The organism is Kitasatospora sp. NBC_00070 (assembly GCF_045041205.1).
Taxonomy (GTDB): Bacteria; Actinomycetota; Actinomycetes; order Streptomycetales; family Streptomycetaceae; genus Kitasatospora.
The window spans coordinates 7,421,165-7,439,990 of record NZ_CP108247.1 but is presented as its reverse complement, the minus strand read 5'-3'; the positions used below and the strand labels follow the sequence as shown (position 1 = coordinate 7,439,990).

Below are 18,826 nucleotides of genomic sequence, written 5' to 3'. Positions count from 1 at the left end.
GCCGTACCCTCAGGCTTCCAGTACCTGCCGTACGGCGCCGCGCAGCCACTGGTGCCCACCGTCCGCGCTGTGGCGTGGGTGCCAGGCCATGCCGATGGTCAGGGGTGGCAGCGGCAGCGGGATCTCCAGCAGGCGCAGCCCCAGCGCGTGTGCCGCGTCGCCGAGTGGCGAAGGAGGCTCCCCCGGCAGGGCGGTCGGCACCAGGCAGACCACGTCGGCGGCTGCGGCCAGGGCCATCGCCGCCAGGTGTCCGGGCAGGACGGCGCTGACCCGGCGGCTGAGTCCCCGCTCGGCCAGGGCCGCGTCCAGCGGGCCGGTGAAGCGTCCCCGGCGGCTGACCGCCACGTGCTCGACGGCGGCCAGCCGGGCGGGGGTCAGGGGTCCTTCGGCGAGCGGGTGGCCGGCCCGGACGCCGGCGGCCATCCGGAGCGTGACCAGTTCCTCGACCCGGGTCTCCGGGTCGACGTGGTCGATGGACCCGATCTCCAGATCGATCCGGCCCTCGCGCAGCGCGGGGCCCGCCTCCCACTCCTCGGCCAGCACCCGCAGCGAGACACCGGGCGCCCGACGGCCTGCCAGCCCGAGCAGACCGGGCGCCAGGGCCGCGCCGACCAGGTCCGAGGTCTGGACCGTGAACGTACGCCGCAGTGCGGCGGGGTCGATCCCACCGCTCGGGGTGAGCAGTGCCTCCAGCCGGCGTACCACCGCGGCGGCCTCGTCCCGCAGTTCCTCGGCGCGGGGTGTGGGCACCATCGCCTGCCCCGCCCGCACCAGCAGCGGGTCCTGGAGCACCCGTCGCAGCCGGGCCAGGGTGCGGCTCATCGCCGCCGGAGAGGTGTGCAGCCGCGCGGCGGCGCGGGTGACGCTCTGCTCGGTCAGCAGGGCGTCGAGGGCGACGGCGAGGTTGGCGTCGAGGTTCGGGACTGGGCTGCTCACCGGCATGATTCCGTTTCGGGCAATGATCTGTTGCTGGAGTTCCCATTGTGGCAACACGACTCGGATCAGCAGGATGAGGGGGCCCCACCGATCCGACCCAGACCGCGAGGTTTTCATGATCGTCATTACCGCCCCCACCGGGAACATCGGCCGACGGCTGCTGTCGCTGCTGGTCGAGGCCGCGCCCGCACGCGGCGAGGAGCTGCGCGTCGTGGTCCGCGACCCCGCCCGGCTCCCCGAGGCCGTCCTCAGCCGGGTCGAGGTGGTCACCGGCTCGCACGGCGACGCCGAGACCGTCGACCGCGCCTTCACCGGGGCCGACGCCGTCTTCTGGCTGGTCCCGCCGGACGGCTCGACCACGCCCGACCAGGCGTACCGCGGCTTCACCCGCCCGGCCGCCCGGGCCTTCGCCGCCCACGGCGTCGGCCATGTGGTCGGGGTCTCGGCGCTCGGTCGCGGCACCCCGCTGGCCGCCCGGGCCGGGCTGGTCACCGCCTCCCTGGCCATGGACGACCTGATCGCCGACTCCGGCGTCGCCTACCGCGCCCTGGCCAACCCGTCCTTCTTCGAGAACCTGCTGGAGGACGCCGACTCGATCCGCGAGCACGGCGTCTTCACCGACACCGCCGCCGCGGACCGGCCGGCCCCGCTGGTGGCCGTCGCCGACATCGCCGCGACGGCGGCCGAGCTGCTGCTCGACCGCTCCTGGACCGGCGTCGACAGTGTCCCGGTGCTGGGCCCGCAGGACCTCTCCCCCGACGACCTGGCCCGCATCATGACCGAGGAACTGGGCCGCCCGGTCCGCTACCAGCGCCAGCCGTACGAGGAGTTGCGGTCCGCCCTGCTCGGTTACGGCCTCGACGAGGCGTTCGTCGAGGGCATGGTCGAGATGAAGCGCGCCAAGGACCAGGGCCTCGACTCGGGCGGCACCCGCGCGCCGCAGGCCGGCCCGGGCACCGGGTTCGCGCAGTGGTGCGCGCAGACCCTCAAGCCCGCCGTCCTCGCCGCACCGGCGGCAGGCGACCCGCACTGAGGCCGACGGTCGGAGCGGCCCGCGCGAAAACCCGTTGGCGGGCGGCGGCGACCGCTGCTACGGTGCCGGTGGCCGTGCGAGAGAACAAGGAGGTGGTACCCGTGAACACAGTGACGACATGGGTGCTCCTCTCCGGGGTCATGGTCGGGCGATAGGTCGTCCGGGAGCGCCGTTCCAGAGCACTCCCGAAAGGCACCACCATGCAGTTCATTTCCGAGCAGCGCTTCGACGACGGCGTCCTCGAGCGCGAGTTCACCCTCGGCGAGATCCCCGGCACCCTGTGGACGACCGGGTCCGCACCGGCACCGCTGATCCTGATGTCCCACAACAACGGCCTGCCCAAGGCGGATCCCCGCCTGATGGCCCGGGCCCGGTACACGGCGGCGCGCGGCTACGCGGTGGCCACCATCGACGCCGCCGGGTGCGGTGACCGGCCCCGTACCGCTGCCGAGGACCAGGCCCGCGCCGAGCTCCGCCGGGCGATGCAGGCGGGCGAGCCGGTCGACGAGATCTTCGAGTCCTTCATCGGCCCGATGGTCGAGAAGGCGGTCCCGGACTGGCGGACCACCCTGGACGCCCTCCTCTCGCTCCCCGAAATCGGCGGCCCGGTCGGCTACTCGGGCGGGTGGACCGCCCTGGGCATCCGGCTGGCCGTGGTCGAACCTCGGATCGCCGCCGCAGGCTTCTTCGCCGGGGGCTACGTGCCTCGCGCCCAGCGCGAGGAGGCCCGGCAGGTCACCATTCCGCTGCTGTTCCTGCTGCAGTGGGACGACGAGGGGAACCCCCGGCAGCGGGCCCTGGACCTGTTCGACGCCTTCGGCAGCAAGCAGAAGACGCTGCACGCCAACCTGGGCGGGCACGTCGGCACCCCGGCGTTCGAACTCGAGGACGGCTGCCGGTTCTTGGACCGCCACCTGAAGTGACACCGGGCCGTCAGGCCACCTCCCGACGGTGAGCGGCGTCGGCCACGACACTGCTCACCGACGGGCGCTGTGGGCCGCCGCCGAGTTGGCGGCGGCCCACAGCGCCTGAAGCATGAACGCGCCCACCTGGCAGAGCGGTTGACCGTGCCGTGCCGGGCCCCGCGCGAGCCGCGAGCCCGCCGGCCGGCAGACCGAGGACAGACGTTGCGCTCCTTGTCCGGCGCTGGTGCCGTCGGGCGCCCCACCACTCGCGGCGCGGTCTCGCTGTCGGTGACCGGTGCGAGGATCCCCGAACGGCAACGCGAGGAGATCGGCATGGGCACCTGGGGCATCGGCCCTTTCGAGGACGACACGGCGGCGGACTTCGCCGGTGACCTCGACGAGGCGGAACCGGACGAGCGGGAGAAGCTCGTCCGGCGCGCGCTGCTCCGCACCGTCGAGGCCCAGGACAGTCTCGACGCCTCGGAAGCCGTGGAGGCCGTCGCTGCCGCTGCCCTCATCGCGGCGCAGTGCCCGAACGGCGAGCCGGTCACCACTGGGTTCGGCCCCCACGAGGCGCTGCCTACCTTCGCCACCGACCTAAGGACGCTCGCCGCCGAGGCACTCGGCAGAGTCCTCGCAGCGGAATCCGAACTCGCCGAACTCTGGGACGACACCAGAGACGGCCCACGGTGGCGCCGGAGCGTCGGCCACCTCCGAGAAGTCCTCGCCCCCCGGACCGAGCCCCAGGAGGACGCACTGTTCGAGCTCTGACGTGTCGACTCGGCGTCACCGACCTCGACCGGCCCCGGGTGCCGGATGGCGTCGGCACATGAGCGGTGACGAGACCCCGACGCCCGGCCGTACGAGTGTCGAGGACCGGGCGTACCTCTTCACCTTGCACAGCCGTTTCTGGCTCGCGGTACTGCTGGTCACCGTACTGGCCGTGGTGCTCTTCACGGGGATCATCCGAGGCATGGACGTCGAGACGGTCAGCGCTTATGCCTCACCGATCAGCGGCTTGGCCGCCATTGCGATCGGGCACCTCTTCTCGCACCGCGACGGGAAGCAGTCGACCCGCCTCACCGAGCCGGCCGGGTCGGCTTCGCGGCCCCGCGCGGCTCGGCCAGAACGGGCAACGGCATCCCACGCACCCCACAACAGGTCGCCACCGGACCATCAGTGACGCCTCGTCAGCGATTCGCGTCGAGCAGAGCCTCGCCGAGGTCGGGGAGGACGTGCCGGACGGTTCCCCCGGTCCGCAGGCGCTGCGGCCCGTCACTGTGTACCCGCCCGGCCAAGGGTCTTGAGGCCGCCGTGAACAGCGCCCGGAGCGGGCGCCGACGGTGTGACGGCGGGACCTGACGTCAGGTCAGGCGGTAGCCGCGACCGACCACGGTGGTGATCGGGTCGGGGCCGCCGAGCTTGTGGCGCAGCGTCTTGACGGTGGTGCGGACGGCCGTGGTGAAGGGGTCGGCGTTCTCGTCCCAGACGCGGTTGAGGAGGTGCTCGGCGCTGACGAGTTCGCCGTCGGCGCGCAGGAGTTCGGTCAGCACGCCGAACTCCTTGCGGGTGAGGGCGACCGGGCGACCGGCCCGGCGGACCTCGTGCCGGCCGATGTCGAGGTGCAGGTCGCCCCGGGTCAGGACGGCGGGCCGGCGGTCGGGGGCCCGCCGGCCGAGTGCGGTGACCCGGGCGATCAGCTCGCGGAAGGCGAAGGGCTTGGCGAGGTAGTCGTCGGCGCCCAACTGGAGGCCCTCGACGCGGTGGTCGAGGGTGGCGGCGGCGGTGAGCATCAGGATGCGGGCCGGGGAACCTTCGCGGATCAGGGCCCGGGTCACGTCGTCGCCGTGCAGGACCGGCAGGTCACGGTCGAGGACCAGCACGTCGGGGACGACGTCCAGCGCGCGGCTGACGGCGGCGGCACCGTCGTGCACGACGTCGACGACCATCCCGTGCTCGCGCAGGCCCTCCGCCACGAGGCCGGCCAGGACGGTGTCGTCTTCGACGACGAGGACTCGGAGCATGGTGGTCACCTGACGGGGAGGGTGAGGGTGACGGTCAGTCCGCCACCGGGGCGTGCGGCGGCGGTCAGCCGGGCACCGTGGGCGTCGGCGATGGCGTCGACGATGGCCAGGCCGAGGCCGGCACCGGTGGTGCCGGTACGGGTGGCGCCGCGTTGGAACGGCTCGCGCAGCGCGGGCACGTCGCCGGGCCGGACGACGGGGCCGGTGTTGTCCACCCGCAGCCAGCAGGTCCGGTCGCCGCGTCCGGTGGCCAGCCAGACCTCACCGGGGTCGGTGTTGTACCGGACGGCGTTGTCCAGCAGGTTGCGCAGCAGGAGCTCCAGCTGGGTCGGGTCGCCGGTGCAGGGGGCGGCGTCGAGGTGGGTGCGCAGTCGCGGCGCGTCGGCCGGCCAGGCGGCGGCGGCGTCGGCGGCCAGGCGGTCGAGGTCCACCGGGGTGCGGGTCGGGCTGTGCCGGGTCTGGGCGAGGTGGAGCAGGCTGGTGAGGATCGCGTCGCTGCGGGTGGCGGCGGTGGCGATGGTGGCCAGCGCCTGGCGGTACTGGGCCTCGGGTCTGGTCTCCCGGTCCAGGGCCATCTCGGCGGCCGTGCGGATGATGGTCAGGGGTGTGCGCAGTTCGTGGGAGGCGTTGGCGACGAACAGGCGCTGGCTGCGGAAGGCGCGTTGCAGGCGGTCGAGCATGGCGTCGAAGGCGTCGGCGAGGGTGCGGATCTCGTCGCGGGGGCCTGGCAGGGCGATCCGGGCGTCCAGGCTGTCGTGGGACAACTCGGCGGCGGTGGCGGTGATCTGACGCAGCGGGCGCAGCGCGCGGCGGGCGACCAGCCAGCACAGCAGCAGGGACACGACGGTCAGGACCGCGAACAGCGCTCCGGTGTCGAGAACGATGGTGCGCAGGGCGTCGGTGCGGGCCTGGGTGGTGGCGGCCTCGACGTTGGCCGGCTGTGCCGAAACGGAGGGCAGCGGTGTGCCCGCCATCGCGCTGGGATGGGCGCCGGGGCCGCTGGGAGCGACGCCGCTGGGCTCGACCGCGACGGGGGTGCCGATGCCGTCGATCACCGCCTGTCCCGCGCTGATGAACTCCCGCCGCACCAGGTAGTACATCGCGGCGAGCACCGCCGCCCCGGTGGCCACGAACACGGCGGCGTACCAGAGGGTGAGGCGCCCACGGATGGTGATCATGCTCATCCGCCCATTGTGACCACACCGGGTGTGTGATCCGTGTGTGGCCCCACCACACGGGGCTGCCACCGTGTCGCGGCGAGGGTGGCGGCATGAAGAGGACATTGCGGGCTCTCGGGCCCATCGTCGCCGTCGGGGTGCTGCTGCTGACCGGGTGCGCGTCCGGCGCGGATCCGGACGGTGCGTCAGCGGGCGGGGACCAGGAGCAGGTACGGAAGTTCGCGCAGTGCATGCGCGAGCACGGGGTGGACATGTCCGATACGCAGGACGGTCGGATCGGCACCGGTCCGGACCCCGCCGCGTCCACCGGTCCGCAGGCGCTGAGCAGCGGGGGCGCGGTGGACCTGCCGGAGGACGACAACGCGTTCGAGAAGTGCCGGGCCTTCCTCCCCAACGGCGGGCAGCCGCAGAAGCTCAGCGCCGCCGACCTGGCGCAGCGGGTGAAGTTCGCGCAGTGCATGCGGTCCCGGGGGATCGACTACCCCGACCCGACCGCGGACGGCCAGGCGCAGGCCGTGCCGATGAATCCGAACGACCCGCAGGCCGTCACCAAGTTGGACGACGCGTCCCGCGCCTGTGACGCCGACGGCGCGAGCGGAGCGGCGAAGTGAGCCGGCGTACGGTCGTCGTGGCGGCGACCGGTGCGGTGGGCGTCGCGGTGGCGGTCTTCGCCGGCCTCGGCTACGACGGCGGCGGGCCCGCGCCCGCGCCGAAGCCGCCGGCCCCCTCGACGGCGCTGGTCACCCGCGCCACGCTCGTGGACCAGGTACGCCTGGCGGGCCGGGCGGACTTCGGGCCGGCGCAGCCGCTCGCGGCCCGCTCGGCCGGCACGGTCACCGCGCTCGCCGCCCCGGGCACCGTGCTGGACCGGGGCGACGCCGCGTACCGGGTGGACGACCAGCCGGTGGTGGTGCTGCTCGGCGCGCTGCCCGCGTACCGCGCGCTGGCGGACGGCGTGAGCGGCCCGGACGTGCGGCAGTTCGAGGAGAACCTGCGCGCGCTGGGCTACGGCGGATTCAAGGTCGACACCGTCTTCGACAAGTCGACGGCCACCGCCCTGAAGAAGTGGCAGAAGGCGCTGGGCCTGCCGGAGAGCGGCACCCTCGACCTGGGCCGGGTCGTGTACGTCGCGGCGCCGGTGCGGGTCGCCGAGCACAAGCAGCGCGTCGGCGACGCCGCCGCGCCCGGCACGGCGGTGCTCACCACCACCGGCACCACCCGCTCGGTGACGGTGACGCTGGAGGACCGGCAGGTGTCCCTGGTCAAGGTCGGCACCAAGGTCCGGCTGCAGGCCCCGGGCGGCACACCCCTCGAAGGCACCGTGACGGCGACGGGCCCGGCGGACACGGCCGACGGCGACACCGGGCAGAAGGGCGGCGGCAAGACCCGGGTCACCGCCACCCCGGCCGACCAGGCCGGACTCGGCGGCGGCGACGCGGTCGAGGTGACGGTGGTGCGCGGGGAGAAGAAGGACGCCCTCACCGTGCCGATCGTCGCCCTGCTCGCCGTCGGCGACGGCTACGGCGTGGAGGTGTTCGGGCCCGGCGGCCGGCACGTGGTCCCGGTCCAGGTCGGCATGTTCGCCCAGGGGCGGGCCGAGGTCAGCGGACCCGGCCTCGCCGAGGGCACCCGGGTTGGGGTGGCCGGCCCGTGACGATCCTCGCCCTGGAGGCGGTCCGCAAGGAGTACCCCGGCGGCGTGGTGGCCCTGGACGACGTCAGCCTGGAGGTCGCCGAAGGCGAACTCGCCGCGATCGTCGGGCCGTCCGGCTCCGGCAAGTCCACCATGCTGCACCTCGCCGGCACCCTCGACCGCCCGACCGCCGGCCGCGTCCTGGTGGCCGGCCACGACGTCTCCACCCTCGCGGACCGGCGGGTCGCCGCGCTGCGGGCCCGCACCATCGGCTTCGTGTTCCAGCAGTTCCACCTCGCCCAGGGCGTCAGCGCGCTCGACAACGTCGCCGACGGACTGCTCTACCTGGGCGTGCCGCTGCGCCGCCGCCGCGAACGGGCCGGGCAGGCGCTGGAACGGGTGGGCCTGGGGCACCGGCTGACGCACCGTCCGCACGAGCTGTCCGGCGGCGAGCGCCAGCGGGTCGCCATCGCCCGCGCGGTGGTCGCCGCCCCGCGACTGCTGCTGGCCGACGAGCCGACCGGCAACCTCGACAGCGCCTCCGGCGCGGGTGTCGTGGCCCTGCTCAAGGAGCTGAACGCGGCCGGGACCACCGTCCTGGTCATCACCCACGACCACGACCTCGCGGCCGGCCTGCCCCGCCGGATCCTCATGCGCGACGGCCGCGTCACCGACGACCACCGACCCCTCGCCCGCCCGAGTGGCGGCGCGGGGGCAACTGCCGGGAGCCGGCCATGACCGACCGTCACCCCACCGCCGACGCCCCGGGAACACCGCCGCGCTCGGCCCTCAAGCCCACCCGGCTGAAGCCCGCCGACGTCGCCCGGGTCGGCGCGGTCGGCCTGCGCACCCGCCCCGTACGGGCGGCGCTGTCCGCCCTGGGCATCGCCATCGGCATCGCCGCGATGGTCGCCGTGGTCGGCATCACCTCCTCCAGCCGCCTGGACCTGGACCACCGGCTCGCCCGTTACGGCACCAACGTCCTCACCGTCACCCCCGGCACCGACTTCGCCGGCGCGGAGGCCGCGCTGCCCGACACCGCCACCGCCATGACCGGCCGCATCCCCGACGTCGAACACCTCTCCGCCACCGGCCGGACCAAGGCGTCCGTCTACCGCACCGACCGCGTCCCGGCCGCCAACACCAACGGCATCGCCGTGCTGGCCGCCCGGGCCGACCTGCCCGCCACCGTCGGCGCCACCTTCGCCGCCGGCAGCTGGCTCAACAGCGCCACCGAGCACGGCGAGGCCGTGGTCCTCGGCGCCACCGCCGCCCGCTACCTGGGCATCGACACCGCCTCCCCCGACACCCGGGTGTGGCTCGGCGGCCAGTGGTTCACCGTCATCGGCGTGCTCGCCCCCACCCCGTTGGCCCCCGACCTCGACGGAACCGCCTTCGTCGGCTGGAGCGCCGCCCAACAGCACCTCGGCTTCGACGGACGGATGAGCACGCTCTACGTCAGGATCAACCCCGCCGCCGTCGACGACGTACGGACCCTGCTCGGACGCACCGTCAACCCCGAACACCCCAACGAGGTCCGCGTCGACCGCCCCTCGGACGCCCTGCGGGTCAAGCAGGCCACCAACCAGACCTTCACCGGTCTGCTCCTCGGCCTCGGCGCGGTCGCCCTGCTGGTCGGGGGCGTCGGCGTCGCCAACACGATGATCATCTCGGTGCTGGAGCGCCGGGGCGAGATCGGCTGGCGCAGATCCCTCGGCGCCACCAGGGGCCAGATCCGCGTCCAGTTCCTCACCGAGGCACTGCTGCTGTCCGCCCTCGGCGGCGCCGGGGGTGTCGTCCTCGGCACCGCCGTCACCGCCGGCTACGCCGCCACCCAGCACTGGCCGGTCTCCGTCCCCGCCTGGGCCCAGGCCACCGCCGTCGGCTCGACCCTCCTGATCGGAGCCGCCGCCGGCCTCTACCCCGCGATCCGCGCCGCCCGCCTCTCCCCCACCGAGGCCCTCGCCCAGCCCTGACGGCCCGCCGCCGGGTCCGTCCGCCCCGTTCCGATCGGACGGTCGGACCCGGCCGGATCACTGCCTCCGAAGGGTCGGTTCCGCTACGCTCCTCGTCGTGCCGGACTCCGTCGAACACCCCAGCGACTACGCCGACGTCATGGTGCTGATCGAGCACCCCGCCGGCGACGTCGCGTGCCCACTCTCCCGGTGGATCAAGCTCGGCCCGGGGCGCCGGACCTACCTCCGACCGTCCCGGGCCTGGTCGGACAGCACGGGCGCGGAACTGCCCCTGACCCTGATCCCGCTCCGGTACCGCAACACCCGGGCCGCCCGCCGGGCCATCCGGGACGGCCGGGTCCCCAACCCCTGGCCGGGCACCTGGAGCCCGCCGAGCCAACAGGAAGAGGACGGCCGGCTGCCGCACGGCGACCCCTACGAGGAAGCACTCTAGGACGACGGCCTCGCACCCGGGCTCGCCCCGGGACGGCCGCCGCAGGACCGTCGCTCAGGCCCGCACGAACGCCAGGTCCTCCGGCCGCACCCGTTCGCGCGGCCCCGCCGCCCGCAGCACCACGTCCAGCACCCGCGCCGGCTCGGCGGCGTACGCGTGCGAGAACCACGCCATGTTGGCCTCCACCACGGCCCAGCGGTGGCCCGGGCGGTACGGGTCGAGCAGCTGCCCGACGTCCACCACGACGGCGCTCGGCAGCGTCGGCCCGGCCGCGGCGACCAGCCGGTCGGTGAACTCCGCGATCTCCCCGGCGACGACCCGGTCCGCGCGGTCCGTCCCGGTCCCGAGGAGCGGGCGCGGGTCGAGGCGGCCGAACACCGCGTACCGGCTGCCGGTGGCGATCCGGCCGTCCAGCAGGAAGAGCCGGTACTCGGCCGCGAACGTCACCACCTCCGACAGCAGCACCGGTGTCACCGGGTCCAGGCCGGCGGGCAGCCGGGACCCGTCCGCGTACACGTCCGCCGGAAAGGACTTCTCCCGGGGCGGCTTGACGAACGTCGGCCGGTCGAGCGCCCACGCGTCCACCACGGTCCCGGCCCGGACCTGACGGCCCGTGAACTCCTCCGGCAGCTCGGCGAGCCACCCGTCCGTCGGTTCGAGCAACGCGAACCCGAGCCGGTCCGCCAACCCCGTACCCGCGACCGGCCCGCCGTACCAGTACGCCGGCCCCGTCACCGGGCCCGGATCCTCCGCAGCCCGGACGGCCATCCCGCGTCCCGCCGCCTCGACCGCCAGCAGCTCCATCGTCGACGTCCGCCGCCCGGGCATGACCAGCACCACGACTCCTCCACTCCGCAAAACCACCAGGCTAGTGCCGACGCACCGTCAGCCGCAGCCGAGAAATCCGGCGGCCGGAGAACCGGACCGTCAGACGGCCCCGGAGACCGGTTGCCTGCGGCCGGTGCGCCGCGCCGCCACGACGGCGTAGGTCCCACCGACGACCGCGCTCACCCCGAGGACGCTCACCAACGGGTTCACGTACCCGGGCACGGCCACGGCGTAGTCACCCCCGGCGCGACGCACGCACGTGTAGCGCAACGGCAGGAAGCTCACCCGGTGGTCCACGACCGTCTCCGCCCGATCGATCCCGCCCTCGCGGCACGGGCGGATCGGGAAGGCGTCGGCCCCACTGTCATCCGTCGTCAGAACGGCACCGAGGAGGTTGACCGCCCCCCACAGGTACGCCACCACGGCCCCGGCGGCGGAGAGGAGAGCCACCGCCCGCACCCCGTCCGCCCGGCCGGAAACCCGACCGCTCCGAACCACCGCCCTGATCCCGAGGATCGTCAGCACCGGCGCGGCAACGAGGCAGGCCAGCAGGCCGAAGACGAGCGCAAAGAACGCGTACACGATGTTCCCCCAAGGTCCTGCCGTACGACGACGAACCACCGCACCGCGGTTCCACTCCGGGGCCCGGCGGTCCGAGAGCTGGGAGCAGCTGAACCTGCCGCAAGCAGTGGACTGCGTCCTCGCCCTCCGCGATGGCGCCGAACTCCCGGACGAGCCGGTGCGCCTCGTCCGGGCGGAGGGGCCTCCGTCCACGACGACCGGCAAGGGCTGAGCGTCACGCAGGCGGTGGGCTCAGTCTGGCCGCCACGGCGTCGAGGACCCAGTCCAGGCCGGTGGCGAAGGATGCCTCGGCGTCCACGTCCGTGCCCTCGTGCACGGCCTTGGCCAGTGCCGGGAAGCGGCCCGTGGCCAGCGTCCTCGTCACGTGCGGGCCGGAGGCGCGCTGCCAGTCGCGCTTGGACAGGCCCGTGGCGCGCTCGGCCCGCAGGTTCGCGATCTCGCGCCGGATCGCGCCGGTGACGTAGGCGCTGACGGTCTCCACGGCGCGCAGGGCGGTGTCGACGTCGGCGAGGCCGTCGAGGGCGGCCAGCTTGGCCTCGGTCACGGCGAGGCCGTTCGGGCCCAGGGTCGGGCGGCCGCCGAGCAGGTCGGCCAGCCACTCGTGGCGGAGTGCGGCCTGTCTGGTGCGGTGGGCGAGGACGTGCAGTGCCTCCCGCCAGTCACCGGGCTGCTGCTCGGGGAGGATCTCGGCCTGGACCTCGTCCACCAGGAGGTCCAGCAGCTCCTCCTTGGTGGCGATGTAGCCGTACAGCCGCATCGGGCCGGCGTTCAGCCGGGCGGCGACCTTGCGCAGGGACACCGCCTCCAGCCCGCCCTCGTCGGCCAGCGCGACGGCGGCCGCGACGATCCGCTCCCGGTCGAGCGGCACGGGGCGTGCCGACGGCTCCGGCCGGTCCCACACGGTCATGGTCACACCGTTCTGCTGTGCTGGATCACCCTGACGGAATACAGTGTATCGGTATGAGACATCGTATCGCCGTCGTCGGGAGCGGACCCGGCGGCCTCACCTTCGCCCGTGTCCTGCACCGCCACGGCCACCCCGTCACCGTCCTCGAACGCGACCCCTCGCCCGACGCCCGGCCCCCGGGCGGCATGCTCGACCTGCACCAGGAGCTGGGCCAACTCGCGCTGGACAAGGCGGGGTTGCTGACGGACTTCGAGGCGCTGTCCCGCCCCGAGGGACAGGCCATGCGCATCCTCGACCCGGGCGGGACGGTCCTGCGCGACTGGCCGGCGCGGCCGGACGACCGGGCCAATCCGGAGATCGACCGCGGACGACTGCGCGACCTGCTGCTCGGCCCGCTCGACGTCCGGTGGGGCCGGGACGTGACACAGGTGGTGCCGTGGCAGGACCGGGGCGGCGTCCTGGTCCGTTGCGCGGACGGGCGGGAGGAGACCTTCGACCTCGTGGTCGGCGCGGACGGCGCCTGGTCGCGGACCCGTCCGGCGGTCTCACCGGTGACGCCGCACTACACCGGCGTCACCTCGGTCGAGACCTCCCTCGACGACGTCGACACCCGCCACCCCGACCTCGCCCGGCTGGTCGGCGACGGTTCCCTGGCCGTGTACGGCGTGAACCGGGCGCTCGTCGCCCAGCGCAACAGCGGCGGCCACGTCAAGGTGTACGCCCAGTTCCGCGCGCCGCTGGACTGGCACACCGGCCTGGACCTGGCCGACGTCGACGCCGTGCGATCGAGCCTGCTGGCGCTGTTCGACGGCTGGGCCGCTCCCGTCCGCGACCTGCTCCGCCACGGCGCCGCTTTCGTCCACCGGCCCCTCCACGTCCTGCCCGTGTCCCACACCTGGACGCACGTCCCCGGGGTGACGCTCCTGGGCGACGCCGCCCATCTGATGCCCCCGTTGGGAGCGGGCGCGAACCTCGCGATGCTGGAGGGCGCCGAACTCGCCGAGTCCGTCGCCACCGGCCCCGAAGACCTGGACGGGACCGTCCGCGCCTTCGAGGAGCGGATGTGGGCGCGGGCCGGCCGGTGGGCGAAGATCACGACAGCCGGGCTGGAACGCCTGGTGAGCCCGGACCCCGCCCAGGCCCTCGCCCTCTTCGACCGGGTCCACCCGTCCTGACCGCTCAGCGCACCAAAGCCTCGGGCCCGCCGAGCCGGCGGGCCCGAGCCGTTGACAGTGCCACGACGGGCTCCTAGCGTGGCGCCGTCGATTACCCGCGAGTAGGGACTGCAGATGGCCACGGCGCGCCCGTACGACCTCGTCCTGTTCGGTGCCACCGGGTTCACCGGCGGGCTCACCGCCGAGTACCTGGCCGGGGCCGTGCCCGACGGCTGCCGCTGGGCGCTCGCCGGGCGCAACGAGCGCAAGCTCGCCGCCGTCCGGACGAAGCTCGCGGAGGCCGACCCGCGCTGGGCCGACCTGCCGCTGCTGGTCGTGGACGCCGCCGACCGCGAGGCGCTCCGCGAGGTGGCCGCCTCGGCCCGGGTGGTGCTGTCCACGGTCGGGCCGTACCTGCGGCACGGCGAACCGCTGGTGGCGGCCTGCGCGGAGAGCGGCACCGACTACGTGGACCTCACCGGCGAGCCGGAGTTCGTCGACCGGATGTACCTGCGCCACCACGAGCGGGCGGTCGCGACCGGCGCCCGGCTGGTGCACGCCTGCGGCTTCGACTCGGTGCCGCACGACCTCGGCGTGCTGTTCACCGTCGAGGAACTGCTGCGCGGCGGCGGCCCGGTGGCCCGACTCTCGGTGGAGGGCTTCGTCCGGGCCGGTGGCACCGTCTCCGGCGGCACCTTCGCCTCGGCGATGACGGCCTTCTCCCGGCCCCGGGCGATGGCGCGGGCCGCCCGGGCCCGCCGCGCGGTCGAACCCCGGCCGAAGGGGCGGCTGGTCCGGACGCCGACCGGCCGGCCGCACCGGTCGCGGGCCGCGCGGGCCTGGGCCGTGCCGATGCCCACGATCGACCCGCAGGTGGTGTCCCGCTCGGCGGCCGCGCTGGACGAGTACGGCCCGGACTTCGGCTACACGCACTACGCGGCGGTCCGCCGGCTGCCGATCGCCCTCGGCGGTGCCGCTGCGGTGGCTTCCCTCGCCGTCGCCGCCCAACTTCCTTCGCTGCGCCGGGCGTTGGGGAAGCTGCGGAAGCCCGGCGACGGGCCGAGTGCGGAGCAGCGGGCCCGCTCCTGGTTCACCGTCCGCTTCCTGGCCCGGGCCGAGGGCGGGCGGACGGTCTTCACCGAGGTGTCCGGCGGCGACCCGGGCTACCAGGAGACCGCGAAGATGCTGGCCGAGTCGGCACTCTGCCTGGCGTACGACGATCTGCCGCCCGTGGCAGGGCAGTTGACCACGGCGGTGGCGATGGGCCGGCCGCTGATCGACCGACTGGTCGCGGCGGGCATCTCCTTCCGGGTCCTGGACACCCCGCCGCCCTCCAAGTGAACACGCGGGCCGGGAGCCGCCCACCCGGCTGAACGCCGAGTCGGTCACCGGCGAGTCCACGACTACCGGGACGACAGCGCGGCCCCGTGCCGGGGAACGAGGGGAACCGCCACGGGTCAACGGTCCCGGCGCCGTTGCACGACGCCCAGCGCCAGGTCCACCACGCTCACCGCCAGGAAGACCCCCACCAACACCGTCTGCCAGAACGGGTGGTGTAACAGCAGCCATCCCGCAGCCGTCACCACGGCCGCCACCCGCCACCACAACGACCGCGCCTGCGACCGCACCGACCGAACCCGCATCCGACAACCACTCCCCCACCAGGCGAAACCAGCACCACGCCGGCGCACACTACGCCTCCCGGCACCGGCCCGCGACGCCGCCCCCGGCAGCGTCGCGGCCCGGCTCAGCGCACCGGTCGGTAGGTCGCGATGATCACCCCGCTGCTGGTCGGCAGTGCGCTCACCAGCTCCAGCTTCTTCATCGCACCGTCGGCGGCGAACAGCCTGCTGCGACCCTCGCCCGCCACCACCGGGTGGATCAGCAGCACCAGCTCGTCCAGCAGGTCCAGCTCCAGCAGCGAACGCACCAGGGTCGGGCTGCCCGCGACGGTGATGTCCTTGCCCTCGCCCGCCTTGAGCTCGTTCACCGCGGCCACCAGATCGCCCTTGACCAGCGTGCTGTTCGCCCAGTCCGCGACGCTGTCCAGGGTCGAGGAGACCACGTGCTTGGGCGAGTCGTTGATCCACTTGGCGAAGCCGGCGTCCTCCCCGTCGGTCACCGTCGGCCAGTACCCGGCCCACTCGGTGAACGTCACCCGGCCCAGCAGGATGGTGTCGGCGGACTCCAGCGTGCCGGAGAGCGCCGCTCCCATCTCCTCGTCGAACGCGAACTGCCACTCGTTCGGCGACTGGGCGACACCGTCGAGCGAGACGAACAGACCCGAGACCACCTTGCGCATGATTCCTCCACGATGAGTGCGGGACCCACCGCCCGTCCCGGTCGGGACGGGCCGGTCCCGTCGGCCACGTCGTGAACACTAGGCGGGCCCCGAGGTCAGGTCTTGTACAGAAGCGACAGCGGCTCGGCCGTGTCCCGGCTGCTCAGCTGCGTGGCCGTCCGACCCACGTACCGCTTCAACGACCGGGCCAGGTGCGGCTGGTCGAAGTACCCCAGCCGGTGCCCGACCTCCAGGGCCGGCTCCCCCTCCCGGATCAGCACGGCGGCCTGGCGGGCGCGCCCGATCTGCCGGACGGCGCCCTGGGTCAGGCCGGTCGCCGCGACGAACCGCCGTTGCAGGGTGCGGTCGGAGACCTCCGGGCCGGCGCCGCCGAGCACGGCGGGCACCACCGGGTCCAGGTCCACGATGCCCTCGCGCACCATCCGCAGCACGAACGCCTCGGCGTTGTCGTAGTCGGGAACGTGCCAGGCGGAACCCTTCAGCCACAGCGAACGCCGCGTCACGTCCGGGATCGACGCGTTGCCGCCCACCAGCCGGCTGACCGGGATGTGCGGCATCGACGTGCCCAGCGCGAAACTGATCCCGAAGAAGGCCGCGTCCCCCGGCACCGGCGCCCAGGACGCCTTCGCCTCCGGCCCCAGCACCGCCGCCTGCGTCAGGCCGTGCCGCTCCCAGAACACCAGCTCCCAGTGCGACGTCGCGACCGACATCATCCGGCCGGCGTCCTCGCTGCGACTGCGCCACACCCGCTCGACGTGGGCCAGCTCCGACGGCCGGCTCTCGATCACCAGACCCATCCCGCACTCCTCGCAGACCACCCGGCCGACCCGGCACCTCCAGTCTCACACCTCCCTCCGACAACGGGCCCGGCCGGCATCCGCAGCGCCACCCGGTGGCCTTGCACCCGGCCGATAGGGTCTCCCTCATGGACCGTCATCTCGATCTCGTCGTCATCGGCACCGGCTCCGGGAACTCGATCGTCGACCAGCGCTTCGACGCCTGGCAGGTCGCCCTCGTCGAGCAGGGCGTCGGCCCGCTCGACAGCTTCGGCGGCACCTGCCTCAACGTCGGCTGCATCCCGACCAAGATGTTCGTCCACACCGCCGACACCGCCCGCGCCCCCGAGCACGGCGCCGTCCTGGGCCTCGACCTGGCGCTGCGCGGCGTCGACTGGCCTGCCGTTCGCGACCGGGTCTTCGGCCGGATCGACCCCATCGCGGCCGCCGGCGAGCGCTACCGCGCGACCGGGTCCGACAACGTCACCCTCTACCGCGGCACGGCCCGCTTCACCGGCGTGCGGCAGTTGCGGGTGGACACCGCGGACGGTCCCGTCACGCTCACCGCCGACCGGGTCGTGGTGGCCGTCGGCAGCCGCCCGGTGATCCCCGACGTGCCCGGCCTGGACGACGCGCTCGGCTACCGCACCAGCGACACCGTCATGCGGATGGACCGGCTCCCGCGCCGGATGACCGTCCTGGGCTCCGGCTTCGTCGCCGCCGAACTGGCCCACGTGTTCTCCTCGCTGGGCGTCGAGGTCACCCTGGTCGCCCGCGGCGACCTGCTGCTGCGTCAGGAGGACACCGACCTCGCGCGCCGCTTCACCGAGCTGGCCCAGGGGCAGTGGGACGTCCGCCTGAACCGCACCCTGCGGCGCGCCGCCCGCACCGGGGACACCCTGCTGCTCCACCTCGACGGTCCCGAGGGCCCCGAGACCCTGGAGACCGACGAACTCCTGGTGGCCACCGGCCGCCGGCCCAACGCCGATCTGGTGGACGCCGCCGCGGGCGGGCTCGCCCTGCACCCGGACGGCCGGATCGTCGTGGACGCCCGGCAGGCGACCACGGTGCCCGGTGTCTGGGCCCTCGGCGACGTCTCCTCCCGCCGGCAGCTCAAGCACGTCGCGAACCACGAGGCCCGCACGGTCCGGCACAACCTGCTGCACCCGGACGCCCCTCGCAGCTCCGACCACCGCTACGTCCCGCACGCGGTCTTCTCCGCCCCGAGGATCGCCTCGGTGGGGCTGACCGAGCAGCAGGCCCGGGCCGACGGACGCCGCTACGTGACCGCGACCCGCGAGTACAGCGGCATCGCCTACGGCTGGGCCATGGAGGACACCACCGGCTTCGCCAAGATCCTGGCCGACCCGGCCACCGGGGAGCTGCTCGGCGCCCACATCATCGGCCCGGAGGCGCCGACCCTGATCCAGCCGCTGATCCAGGCCATGTCCTTCGGGCTGGACGCCCGCGCCATGGCGGAGAACCAGTACTGGATCCACCCGGCCATGCCCGAACTGGTCGAGAACGCCCTGCGGGACCTCCCGCTGGACTGACCCACCGTCAGCCGGCCCCGAGCCGCCACGCCTCCAGGTCGCGGTACCGGATCGGCCCGGGCCCCCGGCCGACGTTGCTGCCGACCAGGTGGAGCCGTTCGGCCCGCCACGGCCGGCCGGCGAACCCGGCCAGGGCGGCGGCCACCTCCGGCACGCTGGTGGGATCGTCGCGGCGGGCCCTGGCCAGGGTCAGATGGGGCCGCAGCGGACGCTCGTTGAACGCGATCCCGCAGGACCCGACCACGTCCCGGACGTCGGCGGCGAGCCGGTGCAGTCCGTCCAGGTCCCCGTCGATCCCGCTCCACAGCAGCCGGCCGTCGAAGTGGCCGCCGCCGCGCAGGCCCAGGTGCAGCGCGGCGTGCGACGCCGCCAGGCCGGCCAGCGCCGACCGCAGCGGCGGGACCGCCGTGGCGGGGAGCTCACCGAGGAACGCCAGGGTGACGTGCCAGTCCTCGATCCGGTTCCACCGCAGCCGCGGGTACCCGGCGGTGGCGGCCCACAGGGCCTCGGCCAGTTCGTCCTTGGCCTCGTCCGGCGGGGCCAGCGCCACGAAGACGCGGATGGTCGAGGGCTCGGGAAGATCGTTCACCAGGGATTTCTAGCACCT

22 protein-coding genes are annotated in these 18,826 nt (G+C 74.2%); 12 read left to right on the top strand and 10 right to left on the bottom strand.

Translation table 11 applies throughout. The annotated features are described in order from the left end of the window. Positions 1-9: 9 nt before the first annotated feature. Positions 10-942, bottom strand: a complete 933-nt coding sequence (locus OHV05_RS33755) for a LysR family transcriptional regulator (RefSeq protein ID WP_405021111.1) — start codon at positions 940-942, stop codon at positions 10-12. 109 nt (positions 943-1,051) lie between these two features. On the opposite strand from OHV05_RS33755, the gene OHV05_RS33750 reads away from it, so the two are divergent. The 4 genes from OHV05_RS33750 (at position 1,052) to OHV05_RS33735 (ending at position 4,057) form a co-directional block, all read left to right on the top strand. Next, entirely contained in the window at positions 1,052-1,969 is a 918-nt protein-coding gene (locus OHV05_RS33750) for an NAD(P)H-binding protein (RefSeq protein ID WP_405021110.1), read from the top strand. 200 nt (positions 1,970-2,169) lie between these two features. Next, the gene (locus tag OHV05_RS33745; protein WP_405021109.1) at positions 2,170-2,892 is read left to right on the top strand and encodes a dienelactone hydrolase family protein; all 723 of its coding nucleotides are present in this window, start codon (positions 2,170-2,172) and stop codon (positions 2,890-2,892) included. A 213-nt stretch (positions 2,893-3,105) separates the two neighbouring features. Continuing rightward, positions 3,106-3,645: a DUF4259 domain-containing protein gene (locus OHV05_RS33740; RefSeq protein ID WP_405021108.1), complete on the top strand. Its 540-nt coding sequence runs from the start codon at positions 3,106-3,108 to the stop codon at positions 3,643-3,645. Positions 3,646-3,703: 58 nt separating this feature from the next. Continuing rightward, a complete protein-coding gene (locus OHV05_RS33735; protein ID WP_405021107.1) occupies positions 3,704-4,057 on the top strand; it encodes a hypothetical protein in 354 nt (117 codons plus the stop codon). A gap of 181 nt (positions 4,058-4,238) precedes the next feature. Here the strand turns inward: OHV05_RS33735 and OHV05_RS33730 are convergent, their stop codons facing one another. After that, positions 4,239-4,898 (bottom strand): response regulator transcription factor, encoded by a 660-nt coding sequence (locus tag OHV05_RS33730; RefSeq protein WP_405021106.1) that lies wholly within the window; start codon positions 4,896-4,898, stop codon positions 4,239-4,241. A 5-nt stretch (positions 4,899-4,903) separates the two neighbouring features. Continuing rightward, a complete protein-coding gene (locus OHV05_RS33725) occupies positions 4,904-6,082 on the bottom strand; it encodes an ATP-binding protein (RefSeq protein WP_405021105.1) in 1,179 nt (392 codons plus the stop codon). Between the two features lie 86 nt (positions 6,083-6,168). Here OHV05_RS33725 and OHV05_RS33720 point away from each other — a divergent pair, with 86 nt between their 5' ends. The 5 genes from OHV05_RS33720 (at position 6,169) to OHV05_RS33700 (ending at position 10,117) form a co-directional block, all read left to right on the top strand. Further along, positions 6,169-6,687, top strand: coding sequence for a hypothetical protein (locus OHV05_RS33720; RefSeq protein ID WP_405021104.1), 519 nt, complete (start codon positions 6,169-6,171; stop codon positions 6,685-6,687). Continuing rightward, complete coding sequence (locus tag OHV05_RS33715; protein WP_405021103.1) at positions 6,684-7,730, top strand: peptidoglycan-binding protein; 1,047 nt, start codon at positions 6,684-6,686, stop codon at positions 7,728-7,730. The genes OHV05_RS33720 and OHV05_RS33715 overlap by 4 nt, the downstream gene beginning before the upstream one ends. A 2-nt stretch (positions 7,731-7,732) precedes the next feature. Next, the gene (locus OHV05_RS33710) at positions 7,733-8,446 is read left to right on the top strand and encodes an ABC transporter ATP-binding protein (RefSeq protein ID WP_405021599.1); all 714 of its coding nucleotides are present in this window, start codon (positions 7,733-7,735) and stop codon (positions 8,444-8,446) included. Beyond that, positions 8,443-9,684 (top strand): ABC transporter permease, encoded by a 1,242-nt coding sequence (locus OHV05_RS33705; protein ID WP_405021102.1) that lies wholly within the window; start codon positions 8,443-8,445, stop codon positions 9,682-9,684. The genes OHV05_RS33710 and OHV05_RS33705 overlap by 4 nt, the downstream gene beginning before the upstream one ends. 97 nt (positions 9,685-9,781) lie before the next feature. Then, on the top strand, positions 9,782-10,117 hold the full coding sequence (locus OHV05_RS33700; protein WP_405021101.1) for a hypothetical protein: 336 nt from the start codon (positions 9,782-9,784) through the stop codon (positions 10,115-10,117). A 54-nt stretch (positions 10,118-10,171) separates the two neighbouring features. On the opposite strand, the gene OHV05_RS33695 is transcribed toward OHV05_RS33700, so the two are convergent. The 3 genes from OHV05_RS33695 to OHV05_RS33685 form a co-directional block, all read right to left on the bottom strand. Further along, positions 10,172-10,921: an ATP-grasp domain-containing protein gene (locus tag OHV05_RS33695; RefSeq protein ID WP_405021598.1), complete on the bottom strand. Its 750-nt coding sequence runs from the start codon at positions 10,919-10,921 to the stop codon at positions 10,172-10,174. Between the two features lie 123 nt (positions 10,922-11,044). Further along, positions 11,045-11,527 (bottom strand): hypothetical protein, encoded by a 483-nt coding sequence (locus OHV05_RS33690; RefSeq protein ID WP_405021100.1) that lies wholly within the window; start codon positions 11,525-11,527, stop codon positions 11,045-11,047. Positions 11,528-11,741: 214 nt separating this feature from the next. Next, positions 11,742-12,434 (bottom strand): TetR/AcrR family transcriptional regulator, encoded by a 693-nt coding sequence (locus tag OHV05_RS33685; RefSeq protein ID WP_405021099.1) that lies wholly within the window; start codon positions 12,432-12,434, stop codon positions 11,742-11,744. 53 nt (positions 12,435-12,487) lie between these two features. On the opposite strand from OHV05_RS33685, the gene OHV05_RS33680 reads away from it, so the two are divergent. Both OHV05_RS33680 and OHV05_RS33675 read left to right on the top strand, forming a co-directional pair. Beyond that, a complete protein-coding gene (locus tag OHV05_RS33680) occupies positions 12,488-13,609 on the top strand; it encodes an FAD-dependent oxidoreductase (protein ID WP_405021098.1) in 1,122 nt (373 codons plus the stop codon). 114 nt (positions 13,610-13,723) lie between these two features. Then, positions 13,724-14,929, top strand: coding sequence for a saccharopine dehydrogenase family protein (locus tag OHV05_RS33675; protein WP_405021097.1), 1,206 nt, complete (start codon positions 13,724-13,726; stop codon positions 14,927-14,929). Between the two features lie 116 nt (positions 14,930-15,045). On the opposite strand, the gene OHV05_RS33670 is transcribed toward OHV05_RS33675, so the two are convergent. From OHV05_RS33670 to OHV05_RS33660, 3 genes are all read right to left on the bottom strand, one after another. After that, complete coding sequence (locus OHV05_RS33670; protein ID WP_405021096.1) at positions 15,046-15,231, bottom strand: hypothetical protein; 186 nt, start codon at positions 15,229-15,231, stop codon at positions 15,046-15,048. Positions 15,232-15,335: 104 nt separating this feature from the next. Beyond that, the gene (locus OHV05_RS33665) at positions 15,336-15,890 is read right to left on the bottom strand and encodes a dihydrofolate reductase family protein (RefSeq protein ID WP_403035376.1); all 555 of its coding nucleotides are present in this window, start codon (positions 15,888-15,890) and stop codon (positions 15,336-15,338) included. A 95-nt stretch (positions 15,891-15,985) separates the two neighbouring features. Continuing rightward, positions 15,986-16,687 (bottom strand): helix-turn-helix domain-containing protein, encoded by a 702-nt coding sequence (locus tag OHV05_RS33660; protein WP_405021095.1) that lies wholly within the window; start codon positions 16,685-16,687, stop codon positions 15,986-15,988. A gap of 128 nt (positions 16,688-16,815) precedes the next feature. On the opposite strand from OHV05_RS33660, the gene OHV05_RS33655 reads away from it, so the two are divergent. Further along, a complete protein-coding gene (locus tag OHV05_RS33655; protein ID WP_405021094.1) occupies positions 16,816-18,219 on the top strand; it encodes a mycothione reductase in 1,404 nt (467 codons plus the stop codon). Between the two features lie 7 nt (positions 18,220-18,226). On the opposite strand, the gene thpR is transcribed toward OHV05_RS33655, so the two are convergent. Next, positions 18,227-18,808: an RNA 2',3'-cyclic phosphodiesterase gene (gene thpR, locus OHV05_RS33650; protein WP_405021093.1), complete on the bottom strand. Its 582-nt coding sequence runs from the start codon at positions 18,806-18,808 to the stop codon at positions 18,227-18,229. Between the last annotated feature and the right edge of the window lie 18 nt (positions 18,809-18,826).